17 protein-coding genes and 1 other RNA gene are annotated in these 21062 nt (G+C 68.5%); 13 read left to right on the top strand and 5 right to left on the bottom strand.

From position 1 onward, the window contains the following. Positions 1–227: 227 nt before the first annotated feature. Positions 228–839: a guanylate kinase gene (gmk, locus tag G7B67_RS05805; protein ID WP_166209328.1), complete on the bottom strand. Its 612-nt coding sequence runs from the start codon at positions 837–839 to the stop codon at positions 228–230. Positions 840–964: 125 nt separating this feature from the next. Further along, positions 965–1825 (bottom strand): YicC/YloC family endoribonuclease, encoded by an 861-nt coding sequence (locus G7B67_RS05800; protein ID WP_166209325.1) that lies wholly within the window; start codon positions 1823–1825, stop codon positions 965–967. A gap of 65 nt (positions 1826–1890) precedes the next feature. Between G7B67_RS05800 and rph the strand changes: the two genes are divergently transcribed. From rph to G7B67_RS05775, 5 genes are all read left to right on the top strand, one after another. Then, positions 1891–2664 carry a ribonuclease PH gene (rph, locus tag G7B67_RS05795; protein ID WP_166209322.1) on the top strand — a complete coding sequence of 258 codons (774 nt, stop codon included), beginning with the start codon at positions 1891–1893 and terminating at the stop codon, positions 2662–2664. Continuing rightward, entirely contained in the window at positions 2661–3254 is a 594-nt protein-coding gene (rdgB, locus tag G7B67_RS05790; protein ID WP_166209319.1) for an RdgB/HAM1 family non-canonical purine NTP pyrophosphatase, read from the top strand. The genes rph and rdgB overlap by 4 nt, the downstream gene beginning before the upstream one ends. Positions 3255–3361: 107 nt before the next feature. Further along, positions 3362–4516, top strand: a complete 1155-nt coding sequence (hemW, locus tag G7B67_RS05785; protein ID WP_166209316.1) for a radical SAM family heme chaperone HemW — start codon at positions 3362–3364, stop codon at positions 4514–4516. 248 nt (positions 4517–4764) lie between these two features. After that, positions 4765–7068 (top strand): DUF1631 domain-containing protein, encoded by a 2304-nt coding sequence (locus G7B67_RS05780; protein ID WP_166209314.1) that lies wholly within the window; start codon positions 4765–4767, stop codon positions 7066–7068. Then, on the top strand, positions 7065–7415 hold the full coding sequence (locus G7B67_RS05775) for a PilZ domain-containing protein (RefSeq protein ID WP_166209311.1): 351 nt from the start codon (positions 7065–7067) through the stop codon (positions 7413–7415). Before G7B67_RS05780 ends, G7B67_RS05775 begins: the two co-directional genes overlap by 4 nt. Positions 7416–7479: 64 nt before the next feature. Here G7B67_RS05775 and G7B67_RS05770 read toward each other — a convergent pair whose 3' ends face one another. Further along, a complete protein-coding gene (locus tag G7B67_RS05770; protein WP_243412265.1) occupies positions 7480–10164 on the bottom strand; it encodes a bifunctional diguanylate cyclase/phosphodiesterase in 2685 nt (894 codons plus the stop codon). A gap of 13 nt (positions 10165–10177) precedes the next feature. Here G7B67_RS05770 and pepQ point away from each other — a divergent pair, with 13 nt between their 5' ends. Further along, the gene (pepQ, locus tag G7B67_RS05765; RefSeq protein ID WP_166209305.1) at positions 10178–11500 is read left to right on the top strand and encodes a Xaa-Pro dipeptidase; all 1323 of its coding nucleotides are present in this window, start codon (positions 10178–10180) and stop codon (positions 11498–11500) included. Positions 11501–11556: 56 nt separating this feature from the next. On the opposite strand, the gene G7B67_RS05760 is transcribed toward pepQ, so the two are convergent. Both G7B67_RS05760 and G7B67_RS05755 read right to left on the bottom strand, forming a co-directional pair. Further along, complete coding sequence (locus tag G7B67_RS05760) at positions 11557–12882, bottom strand: aminopeptidase P N-terminal domain-containing protein (RefSeq protein WP_166209302.1); 1326 nt, start codon at positions 12880–12882, stop codon at positions 11557–11559. A gap of 69 nt (positions 12883–12951) precedes the next feature. Continuing rightward, positions 12952–13497, bottom strand: a complete 546-nt coding sequence (locus tag G7B67_RS05755) for a UPF0149 family protein (protein WP_279303955.1) — start codon at positions 13495–13497, stop codon at positions 12952–12954. A 121-nt stretch (positions 13498–13618) separates the two neighbouring features. Between G7B67_RS05755 and G7B67_RS05750 the strand changes: the two genes are divergently transcribed. From G7B67_RS05750 to rpiA, 7 genes are all read left to right on the top strand, one after another. Then, positions 13619–18211, top strand: coding sequence for an EAL domain-containing protein (locus tag G7B67_RS05750; RefSeq protein ID WP_166209296.1), 4593 nt, complete (start codon positions 13619–13621; stop codon positions 18209–18211). A gap of 129 nt (positions 18212–18340) precedes the next feature. After that, entirely contained in the window at positions 18341–18562 is a 222-nt protein-coding gene (locus G7B67_RS05745; protein ID WP_166209293.1) for a TIGR02449 family protein, read from the top strand. Next, positions 18559–18870 (top strand): cell division protein ZapA, encoded by a 312-nt coding sequence (locus G7B67_RS05740; RefSeq protein WP_166209263.1) that lies wholly within the window; start codon positions 18559–18561, stop codon positions 18868–18870. Before G7B67_RS05745 ends, G7B67_RS05740 begins: the two co-directional genes overlap by 4 nt. Positions 18871–19007: 137 nt before the next feature. After that, a non-coding RNA gene (gene ssrS, locus G7B67_RS05735) (6S RNA) lies at positions 19008–19193 on the top strand. Between the two features lie 99 nt (positions 19194–19292). Continuing rightward, complete coding sequence (locus G7B67_RS05730) at positions 19293–19874, top strand: 5-formyltetrahydrofolate cyclo-ligase (RefSeq protein WP_166209260.1); 582 nt, start codon at positions 19293–19295, stop codon at positions 19872–19874. Continuing rightward, the gene (locus G7B67_RS05725) at positions 19871–20338 is read left to right on the top strand and encodes an EVE domain-containing protein (RefSeq protein WP_166209257.1); all 468 of its coding nucleotides are present in this window, start codon (positions 19871–19873) and stop codon (positions 20336–20338) included. Before G7B67_RS05730 ends, G7B67_RS05725 begins: the two co-directional genes overlap by 4 nt. A 10-nt stretch (positions 20339–20348) precedes the next feature. Next, positions 20349–20996 carry a ribose-5-phosphate isomerase RpiA gene (rpiA, locus tag G7B67_RS05720; protein WP_166209254.1) on the top strand — a complete coding sequence of 216 codons (648 nt, stop codon included), beginning with the start codon at positions 20349–20351 and terminating at the stop codon, positions 20994–20996. Positions 20997–21062: the final 66 nt, after the last annotated feature.

Genomic DNA, 21062 nt, shown 5'->3' with positions numbered 1-21062 from the left:
CTGGTTCGAGGGGGCGTGGATTGTAGCGGCGCAGCGTCCCTTGGCGCAACAGGCGCCTTTTAAATCAGTCAGTTATGACTCACCGGGGCCGCCACAGCGGTCACGCCGGGCCGGATTGCGACGCGCTCCGACGCCGCCGGCCGGATTGGCGCATCCCCCGGGTCCAACACGCGACGCGTTCAAGACGAGCGCCCGGGCGGTCCCCCGGGCGGAACGTCGCACCCGCCCTACGCCAGAAGGTGTGCGATCAGCTCCGCGTGGCGCGCCACCTGCACCTCGCGGCGCAGGCGGCTGGCGGCGAAGATGCTGCACATCTCATCCACCGCGGTATCGAAGTCTTCGTTGAAGACGACGTAGTCGAACTCGTCGTAGTGCGACATCTCCTCGCGCGCCGCGGCCAGCCGCTGGGCGATCACCTGTTCGCTGTCCTGCCCGCGCGCCCGCATGCGCTGCTCCAGGGCCGCGCGCGACGGCGGCAGGATGAACACGCTCACCGCCTCGGGCACCTTGTCGCGCACCTGGCGCGCGCCCTGCCAGTCGATTTCCAGCAGCACGTCCTTGCCGGCGGCCAGTTGCGGCTCGACCGACTGCCGCGCCGTGCCCTTCCAGTCGCCGTGCACCAGCGCATGCTCGAAGAAGTCTCCGGCCGCGACCATGCGTTCGAACGCGTCGACGCTGACGAAGTGGTAGTGCTCGGCATGCCGCTCACCCGGTCGCGCCGCGCGCGAGGTGAACGAAATCGACAACGCGATCGCCGGGTCGCGCGCCAGGCAGGCATTGACCAGGCTCGATTTCCCCGCGCCGGAAGGTGCCGCGACGATGTAAAGGGTTCCGCGCATGGTCGTATCGCCGTTGCTGATCTTTCTCCCGGCGGGAGAAGGGGCCCGAAGGGCGGGGGAGGAGCCACCGGAACGCCATCGCCCCGGTGCATCCCCGCACCCCGGCGTCCGGACGCGGCCGCAGCTTATTCGATGTTCTGGATCTGTTCGCGCACCTGGTCGATCAGCACCTTGAGCTCGACCGCCGCCTGCGAGGTGCGGGTGTCGATGGACTTGGAACCCAATGTGTTCGCCTCGCGATTGAATTCCTGCAGCAGGAAATCCAGGCGGCGGCCGACCGGTTCCTGCTGCACCAGCACGCGGCGGATCTCGGTGACGTGGCTGTCCAGGCGGTCGAGTTCCTCGTCCACGTCGAGCTTCTGCAGCGACAGCACCAGCTCCTGCTCCAGGCGGCCCGGATCGGCCGGCTGCGCGAGATCCGCCAGCCGCGCCTCGAGCTTCGCGCGCTGGCCGGCACGGATCGCCGGCATCAACGCGCGCACGTCGCAGGCGCGACGGGCGATCGCCTCGACCCGTTCACCGATCACCGTCGCCAGGTTGGCGCCCTCGCGCTCGCGCGCGGCGACGAAGTCCGCCAGCACCTGGTCCAGCAGCGACAACGCCGCCGCCTGCAGGGCCTCGGCATCGGTCGCCCCGCTCTGCAACACGCCGGGGAACTGCAGCAGGTCGGTGAATTGCACCTGCAGCGAGGGAAACCGCGCCTGCAGCTCGCCGGCGAGGGTGGAAAGCTGGTCGAGCACGCGCGGATCCAGGTGCAGCGAGTCACCGCCTTCCGGCGGCCGCAGGCGCATCGTCAGGTCCAGCTTGCCGCGCGCCACGCGCGAGGCCACGCGCTCGCGCAGGGCCGGCTCCAGCACGCGCAGCTCGTCGGGCAGGCGCACGCCCAGTTCCAGGAAGCGATGGTTGACCGCGCGCAGCTCACACCCCAGCGTGCCCCAGGGGGTGCTTCGCTCGCCCGACGCGAAGGCGGTCATGCTGCGGATCATCGGGTTTCCTGCGGGGCCGGCGAAGACGCGATGGTAAACTCGCGCGCCCTGTCGCGGTGCATGTCATGGCTTCCACCGGCACTTCCGCCCCGTCCTCCGCCGCGGCCTCGACGCTGCGCCCGAGCGGCCGCACACCGGACGCACTGCGCACGGTCACCATCACCCGCGGCTTCACCCGCCACGCCGAGGGCTCGGTGCTGGTGAGCTTCGGCGACACCCGCGTGCTGTGCACGGCCAGCGTGGAGAACCGCGTGCCCGGATTCCTGCGCGGCAAGGGCGAAGGCTGGATCACCGCCGAATACGGCATGCTCCCGCGCGCGACCAACACCCGCAACGACCGCGAAGCCGCGCGCGGCAAGCAGGGCGGGCGCACGCTGGAAATCCAGCGCCTGATCGGGCGCGCGCTGCGCGCCTGCGTGGATCGCGGCGCGTTGGGCGAACGCACCATCACCCTCGACTGCGACGTGCTGCAGGCCGACGGCGGCACCCGCACCGCGGCGATCACCGGCGCCTACGTCGCGCTGGTCGACGCCGTGCGCTGGCTGCGCGCGCGCCGCGAGATCACCCGCGATCCGATCTTCGGCGCGGTCGCGGCGGTCTCGGTCGGCGTCTACCGCGGCGTGCCGGTGCTGGACCTGGACTACGCCGAGGACAGCGACTGCGACACCGACATGAACGTCGTGATGAACGATGGCGGTGGCTTCATCGAACTGCAGGGCACGGCCGAAGGCCACGCGTTCCGCCGCGACGAGCTCGACGCGCTGCTGGTGCTGGCCGGCGATGGCATCACCCGGCTGCTGGAAGCACAGCGCGACGCACTGGCGCTGCCGCTGGCGTGAAACTGGTCCTGGCCAGCGGCAATGCCGGCAAGCTCACGGAACTGCGCGACCTGCTGGGCGACGGTGGATTGCAGTTGCACGCGCAATCGGACTTCGGCGTTGCCGATGCCCAGGAGACCGCATCGACCTTCGTCGAGAATGCATTGATCAAGGCCCGCCACGCCGCGCATGCCACCGGGTTGCCGGCGCTCGGCGACGACTCGGGCCTGTGCGTGGATGCGCTCGATGGCGCGCCAGGCCTGTATTCGGCGCGCTATGGCGGCGTCCACGGCGACGCATCGCGCAACATCGCGCGGCTGCTGTCCGAGCTGCAGGGCGTGCCCGAAGCACGGCGCGGCGCGCGCTTTTACTGCGTGCTGGTGGTACTGCGCAGTGCCTACGATCCGCAGCCGCTGATTGCCGAAGGCGCCTGGGAAGGCCGCATCCTGGAGCAGCCACGCGGCGATCGCGGCTTCGGCTACGACCCGGTGTTCTTCGATCCGGTCAATGCCTGCAGCGCGGCCGAACTCGACCCGGCGATCAAGAACCGCATCAGCCATCGCGGCCGGGCGCTGGCCACATTGAAGCAGCACCTGGCAGTTTTTTCGTAGGCGCAGCGTCAGCCGCGAGCTCCTGCACGCAGCCCCGTCCTGGAAAGCGCGCGGCCGAAGCCGCTCCCACCGGTCCCCGCACGACCGCCCACCCTGTGCCCAAACCGATGCTCACCACCCCGCCACTGTCGCTCTACGTCCACCTGCCCTGGTGCGTGCGCAAGTGCCCGTATTGCGATTTCAATTCCCACCAGGCGCGCGGCGAATTGCCGTTCGCGGCCTACGTCGATGCGCTGCTCGCCGACCTCGACCACGACCTGCCGCTGGCATGGGGGCGCACGGTGCACACGGTGTTCTTCGGCGGCGGCACGCCGTCGCTGTTTCCCGCCGACGCGATCGACGCCTTCCTGCAGGCCGCCAGCGCGCGCCTGCGGTTCGCGCCGGGGCTGGAAATCACCCTGGAAACCAATCCCGGGACCACCGAGCACGGCCGCTTCGCCGACTACCGTCGCGCCGGCGTCAACCGCATCAGCTTCGGCATCCAGTCCTTCGATGACAGCTGCCTGCAGCGGCTCGGGCGGATCCACGACAGCGCGCAGGCCGAGACGGCGGTGAAGCTGGCCCAGGACGCCGGCCTGGACAACCTCAACCTCGACCTGATGTACGCCTTGCCGGAGCAGACCCTGGCCATGGCCGAAGCCGACGTGCGGCGCGCGATCGCGCTGCAACCGGCGCACCTGTCGCATTACCAGCTCACGCTCGAACCCAACACGGTCTTCGCCGCGCGGCCGCCGGCAGGCCTGCCGGACGAGGACCAGGGCTGGGACATGCAGGAGGCTTGCCAGGCCCTGATCGCCGACGCCGGATACGCCCAGTACGAGGTCAGCGCCTACGCCAGCCCTGGCCGGCAATGCCTCCACAACCTCAACTACTGGCGTTTCGGCGACTACCTGGGCATCGGCGCCGGCGCGCACGGCAAGCTCACGCTGGGCAGCGAGGGTTCCATCCTGCGTCGCTGGAAGACCAGGCATCCGGCCGATTACCTCGCCAAGGCCGGCACTGCCGCAGCGATCGGCGGCGACGAGACGCTCGATCCGCAACGCCGTCCATTCGATTACATGCTCAATGCGCTGCGGCTGGTCGACGGTTTCAGCCTGGCGCAATTCGAGGCGCGCACCGGCCTGGATCGCACATCGATCGCGGGCGAATTGGCCAGCGCGATCGAGCGCGGATGGCTGCTCGTCGAGGGCGACGAAGCCGTCCCGACCGAGCTTGGCAGGCGTTTCACCAACGACGTGGTCTCGCTGTTCCTGCGCGACTGATCCGGGCGGCCGTGCCGCCCCGTCGAATCTTCACATGCGGCGGACGTTGCGCTGCATCGGGGTTGACCGCGCAATGCAGGCGCAAACGCCGCCCCGGCCGCACGCGGTCGCCCTCGCCGCACTGCCCGGCAGCCACCGCGCGCTGGCCGCCAGCCCCGCGACATGCTAATTATCGCCCTGGACCCGACCCGAGCGTCTGCATGTCGGCATTGCCACCTGTTTCCGATCCGTCGCCGCAAACGCTGGCCATGGCCACCTTGCCGCGGCGCGTGCGGCGCGTGCTGGAGAACCTGCTGCATGCGGCTTCCGACGAGCTGGAACGGCACCTGACCCAGACCCTGGACGACTTCGAGCAACAGCTGTTCCGGTTGTCCGAGCACGCACGCAATCCGGCCGTGCAGGCCGGCTACCTGCAGACCCTGCGCGCGCTGCGCCTCAATCGCGCCGACCTGGTGCCGCGTTTCATGGCGGGGCTGGAGGCAAGCCTGGCGACGCTCGGCCGTAACGCATCGCACCCGCCGGGGGTCGAGCCGCAGCCGGTCAGCTTCCGGCGGCTGAGCCTGGTGGACGAAAGCGAAATGGACGAGGAAGCGGTGATGCGCGACATCGCCGTGCGCCAGGAAGCCCGTGCCAGCCTCACCCTGCACCTGCTCGGACAGCGCTTCGGGGTCCTGGCCGGGACGCCGGCATTCGACGCCGAACGCATCCCGCTGGGCCCGCGGTCGCTATGCAGGATCATGCGCGATGCCAGCCAGTCGCTGCAGTTGCCGCTGGAGTCCAGGCTGCTGCTGTACCGGTTGTTCGATCGCAAGGTGATGGCGGCGTATCCGCAGATGCTGGAGATGCTGAATGTCGCCGTGGCGGCCGATGGCATCCTGCCGAGCCTGACCTTCGTCCCGATCCGCGTGCGTGCGACGTCGTTGAGCGAATCCGAGGCGGCCGCCAACGCGGCCAATGCCATCACCGGCAAGTCCTCGCGCCGCCACCGCAGCGGCGCCAGTCCCGGGCAACGCACCCATACCGGGTGGCTCGGCCAGGCCGACGGCGAAACCCCCGGTGGCGACGACAACGCTGCATTCGACCTGCTGCAGCAATTGCTGTCGGGCCGTCGCGAGCTGATCGGCAAGCTGCGGCCTGACCGCCGGCCGGATGACCGCGAGCAGCTGGACACGTCGGAAGTCCTCAGCGCCCTGGCCGGGATGCGCGATGTCGCGGCCGCGGGAAACACCCGCAACCTGCTCGACATCAAGCAGGCCCTGCTGGCCCAGATGCGCCAACAGCGCGGCCATGGCACGAGCCTGTCGCTGCAGGACAGCGACACCTTCGAATTGCTGGACATGCTTTATCGCCAGATCCAGCGCGAAGTGCGTTCCGATGCCCCTGCCTCGCCACTGCTGCGAAAACTGCAATTGCCCTTGCTGCAGGTGGCCCTGAAGGACCGCGGGTTCTTCGTGCGCGCCCACCATCCCGCGCGACAGTTGCTCAATGCGGTGGCCGAGTCCGGTGCGCGCTGGCTCGACGAGGACGACATCGACCCACAGTTGCTCGAGCCACTGCAGGCGGCAGTCAACCAGGTGGTGGAGAACTTCGACGGCGACACCGCGGTGTTCGATGCCAGCAACCGCGACCTGCAGGCACAACTGCAACACCTGGCGCGCAAGGCCGAGATGGCCGAACGGCGCCATGTCGAAGCCGCGCGCGGCAAGGAAAAGCTCGAAATCGCCAAGCGCCAGGCCGCCGAGGCGATCACCAGCATCGTCGGTGAGCAGCGCCTGCCGAAATTCGTGCGCGCGCTGCTCAACCAGGCCTGGGCCGACGTATTGACCCTGACCCTGCTCCGGCAGGGCCACGATTCGGCGGACTGGCAGCAACAGCTCGAATCCACCCGGCGCATCGTCGCCACCTGCGGCCATGGCGGCACCAGCGACCCGCAACTGGCCACCCATATCGAGGCGGCGCTGGCGCAGGTCGGCTACCACGTCGAAGAAGCCGCGGCGATCGCCCGGCGCCTCACCAGCGCCGTGGACGACGACGACGATCCTGCTTCCCGAACCGAGCTGACGATGCGGCTCAAGGCGCGGGTGCGCCTGGGCGAGGATGGTGCCGAGGGGCAGAAGGAAGAGCTGCCGCCACGCACCCCCGAGGAGCAGGTCCATTACGACCAGCTGCGGGTGATGCCCTATGGCACATGGATCGAGTTCATCACCAACCAGCAGGGAGATGTCGTGCGCCGCCGCCTCTCCTGGTACAGCCCGGTCACCGACAAGGCGCTGTTCGTGAACCAGCGCGGGCAACGCGTGGGCGAGCAGTCGCTGGACAGCGTTGGGCGGATGTTGGCCCGTGGCCAGGCGCGGATCGTGGTCGCCGAACGCGGGCGCCTGATCGATCGCGCATGGCAGGCGACCCTGAATGCGCTGCGCAGCTTTGCCGGGCGCAACAAGCGCGACGCCGGGGACGGCGATCCGCAGGCCGACCGCGGCCACGACGATGGCGACGCGCAAGACCATGGCGGGCACGCCCATGATGGCGACGCGACGGAGGCCAAGCCGTGATCGAGGAATTCCGTCGGGCCAAGCGCCGCAAGGTCGCCGATACGATCCTGGTCACCGACGCGATGACCGACAGCGTGATCGGTCGCATCGGCAACCTTTCGGAGACCGGGATGCTGGTGATGGCCAGCGCGCCGCTGGTCGAGGATGCGCTGTATCAGTTCCGCTTCCGGCTGCATGACCCACGCCTGCACGACATCGCCATGGAGGTGGGCGCGCACCTGCTGTGGCTGGACCGCGCCAGCGCCCCGGGCCAGGCCTGGACGGGATTCCGCTTCATCGCCATTCCCAACGACCAGGCCGAGCAGTTGCGCCGCTGGATCGACGCACCCGGCGGCCAGTACGAATAAGCCTGGCCAGGCCGTTCCCCAACCGGCGACTTGAGCGGCTTGGCCAGGCCTTGGTCAGGCCCCGCTAGGTCTCGCGTTCGCGCTGGAACAGCACCCGTTCGGGCTTGTGCAGCGCGAACCCCTGCCCGTAATCGACCCCGATCTCGCGCAGGGTCTGCGCGCAGGCTTCGCTGGCCACCCATTCGGCCACCACGTCCAGCCCGCGCAGGTGGCCGATTTCAGTGATCGCGTTGATGATCGAGCGGCTCATGGGATCCGTGTCCAGGTCGCGCACGAAACTGCCGTCGATCTTGATCACGTCCACCGGCAGGTTCTTCAGGTAGCCGAAAGAAGACATCCCCGCGCCGAAATCGTCCAGTGCGACCTGGCAGCCCACCGAGCGCAGGCGCTCGATGAAGCGCACCGCGCGCGCGAGGTTGCGCACCGCTTCGGTCTCGGTGATCTCGAAGCACAGTCGCGATGGCGCGACGCCGTGGCTTTCGATCAGGTCCAGGACGTATTCGGCCAACCCGTCGTCGTCCAGCGTCGAGGCCGCGAGATTGAGCGAACATCGACCCGGTGCACGCCCGCTCGCGTGCAGCTGGTCGAAATGCGAGATCGCCTGGCCGACCACCCAACGATCGAGCAGCGGCATCAGCCCGTAGCGCTCGGCCGCCGGCAGGAAGGCGCCCGGCAGGATCACCCGGCCGTCCTCGTCGCGCAGCCGGATCAGCAGTTCCACGTGCGGGCCGTCGGGCCCCTGCCCATGGTGCTTGTCCTGCAGCGGCTGCACTTCCTGGTAATCCAGCAGCAACCGGTTTTCCTCGATCACCCAGCGCAGGCGATTGGCCCATTCCATTTCACCGCGCCGCCGCAACGTCTCGTCGTCCTGGGCGGCGAAGAAATGCACCCGGTTGCGGCCACGGTCCTTGGCGATGTAGCAGGCCGCATCGGCGTGCGCGAGCACGTCCGACAGGGTCAGCCCCGCCTGGTCTAGCAGGACGACGCCGATGCTGGCGCTGATCGTGTAGGAGCGCTGTTCCCAGACATAGATGTACTCGTCAACACGCTTGCGCAATCGTTCGGCCAGCGCCTGCGCGCCTTCCTGCTGGGCGTCGTGTGCGAGCACGCCGAATTCGTCGCCGCCCAGGCGCGCGAGTATGTCCCCGGCGCGCAGCTGTTCGGCCATGACGAGTGCCAACTGGGCGAGCAACTGGTCGCCGGCCAGGTGCCCGGAGGTGTCGTTGATCAGCTTGAACTGGTCAAGGTCGATGTACAGCAGCGCGCACGGCGTCGCGCCACGACCGATGCCGAACAGCGCGCGCTGCACGTAGCGCTCGAATTCGCGCCGGTTGTACAACTCGGTGAGGGTGTCATGGGTGGCCTGGTAGTTGAGCAGTTCGGTGAGCTGCCGCTGCTCGGAAACGTCGTTGGCCACCATCAACAGCGTGTCCACGCCACGTACCCGCACGCGCGCGAGCGAGGTCGATGCCCAGAACTTGTCGCCATTGAGCGTCGTCAGCAATGCGTCGACGTTGCTCCACGACACCTGGCCGTCGAATTCCCGCAGTCGCTGGCGCAGCGACTCGTCGTCGAACAGGTCCGCCATCGCCGCGCCATCGCCGATGCGCTCGCCCAGCCGCGCCTGTGCCACCTGGTTGGCGTACATCACCCGACCGTCCTCGGCGCGCGCCATCAACACCAATGCCGGCAGGACGTCGTTGAGGGTCCGGAACTGCTCCTCGCTCTCGCGGTAGCGCGCGCTCATCTGGTGGCCCACGCGCAGCGCACGGCGACGGGTATCGGCGATCGACCAGGCCAGCGCCGCCAACAGCAGGCTCGCAAGCAGGCCGCCGGTGGCGACTGCCCACAACACCGCGGCATTCGACGGGTCCTGCAGCGGGCTCAGCCGCAGGTGCCAGCGGCGACCACCGAAAGCGACCTCGCCGCCGAAGTCGCGGGCTTGATCGCCGGGATCGCCGCCGGATTCGTACAAGGTCAGCGGCACCGGACCGGTAACATCCAAGGCGTGTATGCGGAAGCGTTGCAGGGCTTCAGCGGGCAATGCGGCCAGCAGCAGCGGCCGCACCCGCATGCTCAATGCCAGCGCACCGGTTTCGCGCCGGCGACGTTCACCCAGGGTCTCCGGCGCGGGCCCGGCCGTGTACACCGGTAGGCGCAGGGTGATGCCGCGGGCATCATCGGCCCGGGCCGCCGGCTGGCGCAGGGTGAACGGGGCCGACATCACCGGTTCGTCGCGATCGCGCGCGCGCTCGAGCGCGCGCATGTTGGCCGGCTGCGCGGCCGCATCGAAGCCCAACAGGCTGGCATTGCCCGCGACCGGCGCCACCCGTTCATAGCGGTAGTGGCCCGGCGCGCCGGGCTGTCGCCTGGCGAACGCCAATGCCACCAGGCTCGGCAGCATCGTCGGCGGCCGCAGGTCGCGCAACATGCTCTCGAAATGCGGTTCGCTGATGCTGTCGGACACCGAGTACGCCGATTGCACCGCACGCAGGAGCAGCGCGCTGTCCTCGAACTGGCGTTGCAGCAGCGCAACGCTGTCGTGGCCGAGTTGCGACAGTCGCTCGTCGTCGAGCGCCCGCAGGTGGTTGCGCTCGAGCAGCACCCCGGTGGCGGATGCCAGCAGGCCCAACACCAGCCCGAGCAGGGCCCAGGCCCACGCCGGGATGGATCGCGGCGTGGGCAGCGGCGCATGTCGGTCATCCGGCGCCTTGCCGGGGCTTGCGGCAGAATGCGGAATCCTTCCCACGTTGACCGTCCAGATGAATGCCGACCCCGCCATCCTATATGCCAGCCATCTGGCGGAGTTGCAACGACGCGCCGGCGCCGCACTCGCCCGTGGTGGTTTCGACCACCTGGTGATTCCAAGTGGCACGGTGCACTACCAGTGGTTCGACGACCGCGACTATCCCTACGCGGTGAATCCGCAGTTCAAGGCCTGGCTGCCGTTGCTTCGCCATCCGGGCAGCTGGCTGGCGTACACGCCAGGCGCAAAGCCCAAGCTGGTCTACATGCAGCCGCGCGACTACTGGCACGTGGTGCCCGAAGCACCGTCCGGCGAGTGGGTCCCGCATTTCGACATCGTCATCGTGCACACGCCGGAAGAAGCATTGCAGCACCTGCCACGCGACGTGGCGCGGTGCGCCATCCTCGGCGAGCCCCAGGGTGCGCCCGCCGGATACGCGCCCAACAATCCGCCGGCGGTGGTTGCCTACCTGGAATACCACCGTGCGTTCAAGACGCCGTACGAGATCGAAATGATGCGGCGCGCCACGCGCGTGGGGACCCGCGCCCATCGCGCCGCGGAGGCCGCCTTCCGCGCGGGGGCGAGCGAGTTCGACATCCACATCGCGTACTGCGCCGCGGCGCGCCAGGATGCATGCGAGTTGCCCTACAACAACATCATCGCCATCAACCGGCATGGCGCGGTGCTGCATTACATGGATCTTGGGCGGACGCCGCCGCCGCAGGCGCGCAGCTTCCTCATCGATGCAGGCGCCAGCCATGCCGGCTATGCGTGCGACATCACGCGGACTTATTCGGCCGATCGCGGCGATGAGTTCCAGGCCCTCGTCGACGCCGTCGACCGGGCGCAGCAGGCCATGTGCGACCAGGTCCGGGCGGGTTTCGATTACCGGCAGCTGCACCTGGACGCGCACCTGTCACTGGCGACGATCCTGCGCGATTTCGGCCTGGTCCGCGTATCGCCGGAAGCCGCGGTCGCAACCGGCGTGTCGTCGGCATTCTTCCCGCATGGCGTCGGCCATGGCATCGGCTTGCAGGTGCACGAGGTGGCCGGCTTCGCGGCATCGGAGGATGGCGGCGCGATCGCCCGACCCGATGGCCATCCGTACCTGCGGCTGACCCGCACGCTTGCGTCGGGCATGGTGGTGACCATCGAACCCGGGCTCTATTTCATCGACATGCTGCTGGAACCGCTGCGTGCGGGGCCGCAAGCCGGCAGCATCGACTGGAAGCGCGTGGATGCGTTCCATCCCTTCGGCGGGATCCGCATCGAGGACGATGTCGTCTGCACCGAGGCGGCACCAATGAACCTCACCCGCGAAGGATTCGCCAACGCCTGACGCCACGGGCGGGCGTCGCCAACCACCCGCGTATCAGCCGATCGATGGCCGCCTGCTCAGCAGGTCGCCATCCAGTGCTGGATCTGGTCCGCGCTTCGCGCCAATGCGTCGGTCAGCACCCGATGGCCGTCGCGGGTGATCACGACGTCGTCTTCGGTGCGGATGCCGATGCCTCGCCACTTCCGGTGGACGCTGGTGTCGTCCGGCGGGATGTACAGGCCAGGCTCGATGGTGAACACCATGCCCGGTTCGAGCAGGCGCGATTGGCCGTCGATGCGGTAGTCGCCGACGTCATGCACGTCCAACCCGAGCCAGTGACCGGTCTTGTGGCGGTAATAACGCTTGTAATGGCCCTGGGCGACGTTGTCCCGCAGCGTGCCCTTCAGCAGCCCGAGCGACAGCAGGCCCTCGGTGAGCACCTGCACCGCCGCCTGGTGCCCGGCTTCGTAGGCGACGCCGGGGCGGGCCTGCGCCAGCGCGGCCGCATGCGCCTGCCCGACCAGGTCGTGCAGCGCGCGCTGCTCCCTGGTGAAGCGGCCATTGACCGGGAAGGTGCGCGTGATGTCCGACGCATAGCCGCGGTACTCGGCCCCCGCGTCGACCAGCACCAGCTCGCCGTCGATCATCGGCCCGTCGTTGGCGATGTAGTGCAACACGCAGGCATTGCCGCCGGCGCCGACGATGCTCGAATAGGCCGGCACCGCATCGTGTGCGCGGAACACGCGTTCGATCTCGGCCTGCAGTTCGAACTCATGCATGCCGCCGTGGCTGGCGCGCATGGCGACCTGGTGCGCGAGCACGCTGATGTTCGCGGCCCGCTGCATCAGTTTCAGCTCGTCCGACGACTTGAACAGGCGCTGCTCGTCGAGCAGGTGGCCAAGCTCGAGGAACTCGTGTGGCGGCTGCGCGCCCATGCGCATCATGGCGCGCACGCGATTGACCCAACCGATGAGCTTGAGGTCGAACTCCGCATCACGGCCGAAGTGGTAGTAGACGCGGCTGCGGCCTTCGAGCAGGCCGGGCAGGATCTCGTCGAGATCGGCAATGGGATAGGCATCGTCCATGCCATGGCGGTCGACCGCGCCTTCGGGCCCGCAGCGCGGGCCATCCCAGCCTTCACGCTCGGGATCGCGCTCGCGGCAGAACAGGATCGACTCGCCGTGCTGGCGGCCGGGCACCAGCACCAGCACCGCCTCGGGCTCCTGGAAACCAGCCAGGTAGAGCAGGTCCGAGTCCTGGCGATACGGGTAGTAGGTATCGCGGCTGCGGATCCGCTCCGGTGCCGACGGCAACACGAGGATCGCGTCGTCGCCGGCCATCCGCATGAGTTGCTTGCGCCGGCGGGCGTAGGTGGCGCTGGGAATGGCGAGTGGCTTCAACATCGCTTGCGCGATCCGTGTGCCCGGGGACGATCGATTGTCCATCGAAAGCGCGATCGAAGCGACCTTGCGTCAGTTGAACTGCTGGCGATGCCTGGCGGCGAGGACGCAGTCGCCATGCAGCAGCAGGGCGGCGACGCGTACGAATTCCTCGATCTCCACCAGCGCCTGCTCGTCCTCGTCATCGCCATCGTCCTGTGGCGAGGCGGCCGCCAGGCGCGCGAGGTCGGCCAGCGCTTCGGTGCTTTCCTCCGACAGCGGCGGCGCGCTGCCAGACCCGAGGCCGAATCCGCCGAGGAATCCACGGCACCACTCGAACACGGCTCCGCTGCGTTCGCGCAAGGTCGCCTCGCTTCCCGGAAGCAGCAACTCGAAGCCGAAGCTGCGGTCATCCAGTTCGCTGGCTGACGCCTGCGCCAGCCGGTCCAGAGTCGAACCGGATTCCACCAGCGGCAGGCCGTCGTCGGCGGCAACCTGCCGCAACCAGCCAGGCCCAGCCTCGCCTCCAGCCGCAAGCCAGCCACACAGTGCGCCATGCAATTCAGCGCCGGTCATGCCCAGGCCGCGCTCGCGCGCCGCGGCGTCGACGTCCGCCAGTGGGGGAAGGGTTTCGGTCACGCGAAGGACCCGATGGAGAAGGCCGCAAGTGTAGCCCGGGGTTGCGCGTGGGCCGTCGTCGACGCACGGCCTTGGCCTACACTGGGGAACCGTTGTCACGGATATGCCCTTGCGCCGCGCCATGCCCGCCCCGCCTTCCGCAGGCTGCCGTCGCCCAGGGCCGTTCCTGGGCCTGGTCGCGTTGCTGCTGTGCTGCGGCCTGGCCGGTGCGGCCACGCGCGACTATTACTTCGAGCGCGTCGGTGGCGACCATGGGTTGGCGCAGAATACCGTCACCGCGCTGGCGCAGGATCGCCAGGGCTTCGTCTGGGTCGGCACCCAAGGCGGGCTGCATCGGTTCGACGGCCAGCAGTACACCCTGTACCGGCAGGATCCGCGCGATCCGGGCAGCCTTCCCGACAGTTTCATCACCGCACTTGCGCTGGACCAGGCCGATGGCCTGTGGATCGGCACCTATTCGCGTTACGTCGCACGGCTGGACCTGGCCAGTGGACGCATCCATCGCTTCGCGCCGCAGGCTGGCGACGGCGATGATGGCAGCCGCCAGGTGTTCGCGTTGCTGGCGGAGCCCGCGGCGGTGTGGGTGGGGACGGCGCGTGGACTGGATCGCCTGGATCCCGCCAGCGGCACGCGCACCCGGATCCTGGCCCTGGACGCGGGCCGCCTCGCCGGCCAGCCGCAGGCCTTGCTGCGCGGCCCACAAGGCAGCCTCTGGTATGCGACGGCGGCCGGGCTTTACAGGATCGATGGCAACGGCCGCCCACCACGGCGCATCGGCGACCAATCGTCGTTGCGCAGCCTGTGGTTCGACCGCACGGGCAGGCTCTGGGCCGGCGGTGAAGACGGCCTGTACCTGGTGACCGACCGCCGGTCGCTGGTGCGGGCCTGGCCCCGGCCCGGCGACGGCAGCGAAGGAAACCCCGCCCACGACGTGCGCGCGATCACCGAGGCGCCCGATGGCTACCTGTGGTTTTCGGTTGCCGGCGCCGGCCTGCGCCGATTCGACCCAGGCAATGGACGGACCCAGTCGGTGCGTGAGCAGCCGGCGCTGCCGGCGACCCTGCCGGACGATTCGGTCAATGCCCTGATGGTCGACCGCGCCGGCCTGTTGTGGGTCGGCGGTCAACTGCATGGTGCCGCCGTCGCCGACAGTCATGAGGCGAGGTTCCCCTACCTGGTGGCGGTGGATTCCAGCCATGGGCCGCTGGTTGCCGTGGGCAACAGCGTGCGCGCCATCGCCCAGGCACAGGATCGGCGACTGTGGATGGCCACCGATGACGGACGGTTGCTGCGCTACGACCGCGGCGACGACTTCACCGACCTCAGTCCGATGTTGCAGGCAGCGGCCGCCGGAATCCGGTTTTCCGGGACCCTGCGGGGCATGGCCTTCGCGCCCGCCGGCGGCGGGCGGCTGTGGCTGGCGACCACCGCCGGCCTGTTCCTGCTCGACCCCGCCACGCCCGCGTTGCAGGCAGTGACGCTCCCGCAGGTCGGCCACCCGTCGTTGCGCAGCCTCGCGCTGGATCGGGATGGAAGCCTGTGGCTGGGGACCAATGGCGCGGGCCTCCTGCACTACACGCCTGCGTCCAACGCCACGCCTTCGGGCGCGCCCATAGAGGCGAGCCTGCGACGATACCCTTACCTGGACGGCATGCCCGCAGGCCTTTCCCACCCGACCGTACATGCTGTCATGGTCGATCGCAGTGGCCTGGTCTGGATCGGCACCGGCCATGGCCTGGACCTCCTGGATCCAAGCAACGGTCGCCTGCGGCACTTCCGGCAGCAGGCCGATGCCGAAGGCCTCGCCGGAGATCTCGTCCGCGCGTTGTGGCAGGGGCCCGACGGCGCGATCTGGGTCGGTAGCCACGGCGGCCTCAACCGTGTCGAGGCCGGCGCCGACGGCCAGCTGCATTTCAGCCAGCCCCTGCTGGGCCCGCTGAGCGGCCAGCCCCTGCCGGTCGTCTACAGCCTGGTCGGCGACCGCGACGGCCGCCTGTGGATGGGCACCGATCGCGGGCTGCTGCGCTTCGTGCCGGACCGTGGGTCGCTGCATGCCTTCGGCCTGGCCGATGGCCTGCAGGACCTCGAATTCAACGGCGGCACGGTTGCCACGCTGGATGACGGCCGGCTGGCCTTCGGTGGCGTCAGCGGCGTCAACGTGTTCGATCCCGCGCGCATCCTGGACAGCCGGCTGCAGCCACCCCTGCGCCTGCTCTCGGTCCGGATCGGCGCCGGCGCCGGCGACACGGGACCGGCACCGAGCCGGCTGGCGTTGCCGCAATCGGCGGGGCTGCTGCGCCTGCGGATCGGAGCGCTGGCTTACCTGGGCAACGACCGTATCCGCTATCGCTACCGCATCGACGGCATCGACAGCGACTGGATCGACAACGGCCACCGCAGCGACATCACCTATACCCTGCTGCCGGCCGGGCACTACGTGTTGCGCGCCAACAGCACCAATTACGACGGGATCTGGGGGCCGGGCGAGCTGCGCATCCCGATCGACGTTACGCCACCACGATGGCGCAGCCCGATGGCATTGGCCGGTTATGGCGCCATGGTGCTCCTGGCCCTGCTCCTGGGGGCCTTCGCGTGGCGGCGCCGGCGGCGGCGCGAACGCGATTATTTCGAGCGGATCCGCGACCGCGAGGAGCGGTTGAAACTTGCGTTGTGGGCTTCGGGAGACCAGTTCTGGGACTACGACTTCGGCCGCGACGAGCTCCAGCGCATGCGCGTCAACGACGATGCCCGCAGTGCCGCCGACATCCAGGTCGAGACCCGGGTGGAAGCCGACCACCAGATCCATCGCGACGATCTGCCCAAGGTGCGCGAACAGATGCGTCAGCACCTGCGCGGCGACAGCCCGCTGTTCCTGTCCGAACACCGGGTGCAGGACGAGGACGGCCAGTGGATCTGGGTCCGCGCCCGTGGCCGCGTGGTCGATCGCGACACGCACGGCCGCGCGCTGCGCATGGCCGGCACCGCGCGCAACATCACCCACAGCCGCCATGCGGAGCGCGAGCGCCGCATCGCCGCCGAGGTGTTGCGCAGCATGAACGAGGCCGTGTCGATCCTGGATCGCAATTTCGACTTCGTTTCGGTCAACCCCGCGTTCACGCGGATGACTGGTTATGGCGACGTCGAAGTCATCGGTCGCAATGCCAGCGTGCTCGACAGTTCGCAGCACGACCCAGCGTTCTATCGCGACATCCGCGCCCAGTTGCATTCGCGCGGGCGCTGGTCGGGCGAGATGTGGCAACAGCGCAAGGACGGCGAGGAATTCCTGTGCGCATACGAATGCAGCGCGGTCCTCGACGGCAATGGCCAGCATGCGTTGTACGTGATCGTCCTTAGCGACATCACCGACCAGAAGCGGGCCGAGCAGGAGCTGCGCTACCTGGCCAACTTCGACACCCTGACCAACCTGCCCAACCGCACGCTGCTGTCCGAGCGCCTGTCGCGCGCGATCGTGCGCGCGCGCCGCCAGCATGCGCGCATCGCGGTGCTGTTCCTGGACCTGGACCGGTTCAAGGACATCAACGACTCGCTCGGGCATGCCGCGGGCGACCGCATCCTGCGCGCCGCCGCAGTGCGGCTGCAGGACACGGTTGGCGCGCAGCATACCGTCGCCCGGCTTGGCGGCGACGAGTTCACGGTCGTGCTCGAGCACCTGGATGCGCCCGAACAGGCCGACAAGATCGCGCGCGAGATCATCACGGCCTTCGAGGCGCCACTGCTGCTGGACGATCGCCAGGAGGTGTCGATATCGACCTCGATCGGCATCAGCCTGTATCCGGACCACGCGCAGGTGCCGACCGAACTGCTCAAGCAGGCCGATACCGCCATGTACCAGGCCAAGGCCGCCGGCAGGCGTACCTACCTGCGCTACGACGAGTCGATGGACGTGACCATCCGCCGGCGCGCGACCTTGTCCAACGCCCTGCGCAAGGTGCTCGACCGCGGCGAACTGCACCTGGTCTACCAGCCGCGGCTTGGTCTGCGGCAGGACCGGATCATCGGCGTGGAGGCGCTGCTGCGATGGCGCAGCGAGGAGCACGGCGACATCCCGCCGACGCAATTCATCCCGCTGGCCGAGGAAAGCGGCCTGATCCTGGAAATCGGCGAATGGGTGCTGCGCGAAGCCTGCCTGACGCTCCGGCGCTGGCAGGACCATGGCCTCCATGGCCTTGGCATGTCGGTCAACGTCTCGGTACTGCAACTGCTGCGGGGGGATTTCCCGGGGGTGGTCGAGCGCGTGCTCGCCGACACCGGCCTGTCGCCCAAGGTGCTGGAACTGGAACTGACCGAAAGCGTGGTCATGGCCAACGCCAAGCAGACCGCTGACAAGCTGCAGGCATTCCGCAACATGGGCGTCTCACTGGCGATCGACGACTTCGGTACCGGCTATTCGTCGCTGTCCTACCTCAAGCGGCTGCCGATCAACACCTTGAAGATCGACAAGGAATTCGTCGATGACCTGACGCTGGGATCCGACGATGCGGCGATCACCACCACGATCATCGCGATGGCACGCTCGCTGGGCCTGAATGTGGTGGCCGAAGGCGTCGAGACCCGTGCCCAGCTGGACTTCCTTCGTGGGCACCAGTGCGACGAGATCCAGGGATTCTGGCTCTCGCCCGGGCTCGACGCGCACCGCTGCCTGGCCTTCATCCGCAACTGGGCGCCTTCGGCGGCGCCGGCGACCGTTCCCTGATGCATCGATGGACCGCCGCCCGTCATCCAGGCGCCCGAACGACCTGGATTCCCATGGCCACGCCGCGGCAGCCTGCCTTGATCCGTCGCATGCTTGACCCACCGGCGGGCGCTGCCTATGGTGCCCGGCATGGAGCCCGATGACGTCCTTGGCCAGTTGCGCGCGATCGTCGACCGCGTCGAAACGCTGGGCGAACGGGTGCAGCAGCTTGCCAGCGAGAACCGCGCGCTGCGGCAGCAGCACGAGCACCTGGCGAGCGAACGCGCGCAATTGCTGGCCAAGAACGAACAGGCCCGCTCGCGAGTGGAAGCAATGATCGCCCGGCTGAAGTCGCTGGAGCAGCACACGTGAGCAGCGAACCGGTCAACATCCGCGTGCTCGACCGCGAATACACGATCGGGGTCGAGCCCGATGAGCGCGACAGCCTGGTGGCGGCGGCGAAACTGCTGGACGGCAAGATGCGTGAAGTACGCGGAGCCAATCGCATGGCCGCGATCGACCGCATCGCCGTCCTGGCCGCATTGAACCTCGCACACGAACTGCAACAGCTGCGCAATGCCGGCAATGGCCACGAGCGCGAGCTGCGCCGCACGCTGGATGACATCCAACGCAAGCTCGACGGTGCACTGCAGCAGGCCGGGGCAGCGTCGGCCGGCTGAGTGCAATGCATCGGCGTGGAGTGGTTTCCGCGGCGCCGGCGTGGGTGCAACCGCAATTCCGACCGCGCATGAACGTTGCATTGTCACTGGCCGACGAACGGATGCGATGCGCGATGCGCCGGCGCTATACTCCTGCACGTCCTCTGCCGTGTCCGACGGCGCGCACAAACATACGCCTTGTCCCTTAATGACGACCACGGGGATGCAGCGGGTGCCGGGAGTGCAAGTCCGCCTCGCAGCGGGAAGCCCGATGGCAGCCACGCATTCCCACTTGAACCCCGGGTTCAAGGTCGTTTGGCACGCATCGTCATGGCGGAGGATGCTTGAATCCAGAGCGCATCGCCTCGCGATGCGATCCGCAAAGCCCGTTCATGCAACGGGCTTTTTCGTTTCCGGACCACCGTATCCCAAGCAGGACCTCCATGGGCAATGAACGCGCGCAGTGGCGGCGCGAACTGCGACGGCGCCGCCGGTCCATCCCGGCTAGCGTGCGCATCGCCGCCGCGCAATCGCTCGCCGCGCGCCTGCTGGCGTTGCCGTTCGCGCCGACCGCCGGCGCCGTGGCCGGTTACTGGGCGATGGATGGTGAGATCGCGCTCCATGCCTGGCAGCTGGCGCTGCCGCCCGGGTTGACGTATTGCCTGCCGGTGCTGTGCGAGGACGCGCTGTTGCGTTTCGCGCCCTGGCGCCCGGGCGAGCCCTTGGCCGGCAACCGCCACGGCATCCCGGAGCCGAAGGTCGCGCCATCGGCATTGCTGGAAGGCGCCCAGCTGTCCCTGGTCGTGGTGCCTCTGGTTGGCTTCGATGCCGGCTGCCAGCGCCTGGGAATGGGAGGCGGCTGGTACGATCGCACCTTCGCCGCGCACACCACGCCGCCATGGCTGGTGGGCGCCGCCTTTGCATCGCAACAGGTCGAACGCCTGCCGATCGAACCCTGGGATGTTGCCCTCGACGCCGTCTGCACCGAGCGCGACAGCCTGATCAGGACCGAAGCACCCGCATGAGCCCCCGCAAGCGTTATTGGCTGATGAAGTCCGAACCACAGGACTTTTCCATCGACGACCTCGCGCGCGTCGGCAGCGAGCCCTGGACCGGGGTTCGCAATTACCAGGCGCGCAATTTCATGCGCGAGATGCAGCTCGGCGATGGGGTGCTCTTCTACCATTCGAGCACCGAGATCCCGGGCATCTACGGCATTGCCGAAGTCGTCGCGACCGCCTATCCGGATCCGACCCAGTTCGAACGCAAGTCGAAGTATTTCGACGAAAGGGCGTCGCGCGAAGACCCGCGCTGGTGGCTCGTCGATGTCGGTTTCGTGCGCAAGCTCAAGCGCGCGGTGACGTTGGATGAAATCCGCGCGCACGCCGATGCGCTGGGCGAGGACTTCGCCTTGATCCGCAAGGGCACCCGGCTCTCGGTGCTGCCGGCCACCCCGGCACAATGGAAACTGCTGCTTTCCCTGGAATGACGGAACACACATGTCGCAAGCCAAGCGCCTGGCCGGAGAGAAGGCCATCGAATTCGTCGAGGACGGCATGATCGTCGGTGTCGGCACCGGATCGACGGTGGCCTTCTTCATCGACGCGCTGGCGGCGCTGAAGCACCGCATCGCCGGCGCGGTGTCGAGTTCGGAGCAGAGCACGCAGCGCCTGCGCAGCCACGGCATCGAAGTGATTGAGCTCAACAATTCCGGGCCATTGCCGCTGTATGTCGATGGCGCCGACGAGTGCGATCGCCAGAAGCGATTGGTCAAGGGCGGCGGTGCGGCCCTGACCCGGGAGAAGATCATTGCCCAGGCGAGCGCGAAGTTCGTCTGCATCGTCGACCCGAGCAAGCAGGTCGACGTACTGGGCCGATTTCCGCTGCCAGTGGAAGTCATCCCGATGGCGCGCAGCCTCGTCGCGCGCGAAATCGTGGCCCAGACCGGCGGCCAGCCGGTCTGGCGCGAAGGCGTCATCACCGACAACGGCAATTGGGTGCTGGACATCCATGGCCTGGCGATCACCGATCCGGTCGCCATGGAAACCGCACTCAACCAGATCCCCGGCGTGGTGAGCGTGGGTCTGTTCGCGCGCCGGCCTGCCGATGTTGTGATCGTCGGTGGCGAGTCCATCACCATCTTCTGAACGCGGAAGATGCGGATCCCCGGCGCGCCCGGGCCGGGTCCGCTACAGCCTGCCCTGGCTGGCCCG

The organism is Cognatiluteimonas telluris (assembly GCF_011320095.1).
Taxonomy (GTDB): Bacteria; Pseudomonadota; Gammaproteobacteria; order Xanthomonadales; family Xanthomonadaceae; genus Cognatiluteimonas; species Cognatiluteimonas telluris.
The sequence above is the reverse complement of the archived record's forward strand: the minus strand, read 5'-3'. Positions and strand labels throughout refer to the sequence as shown.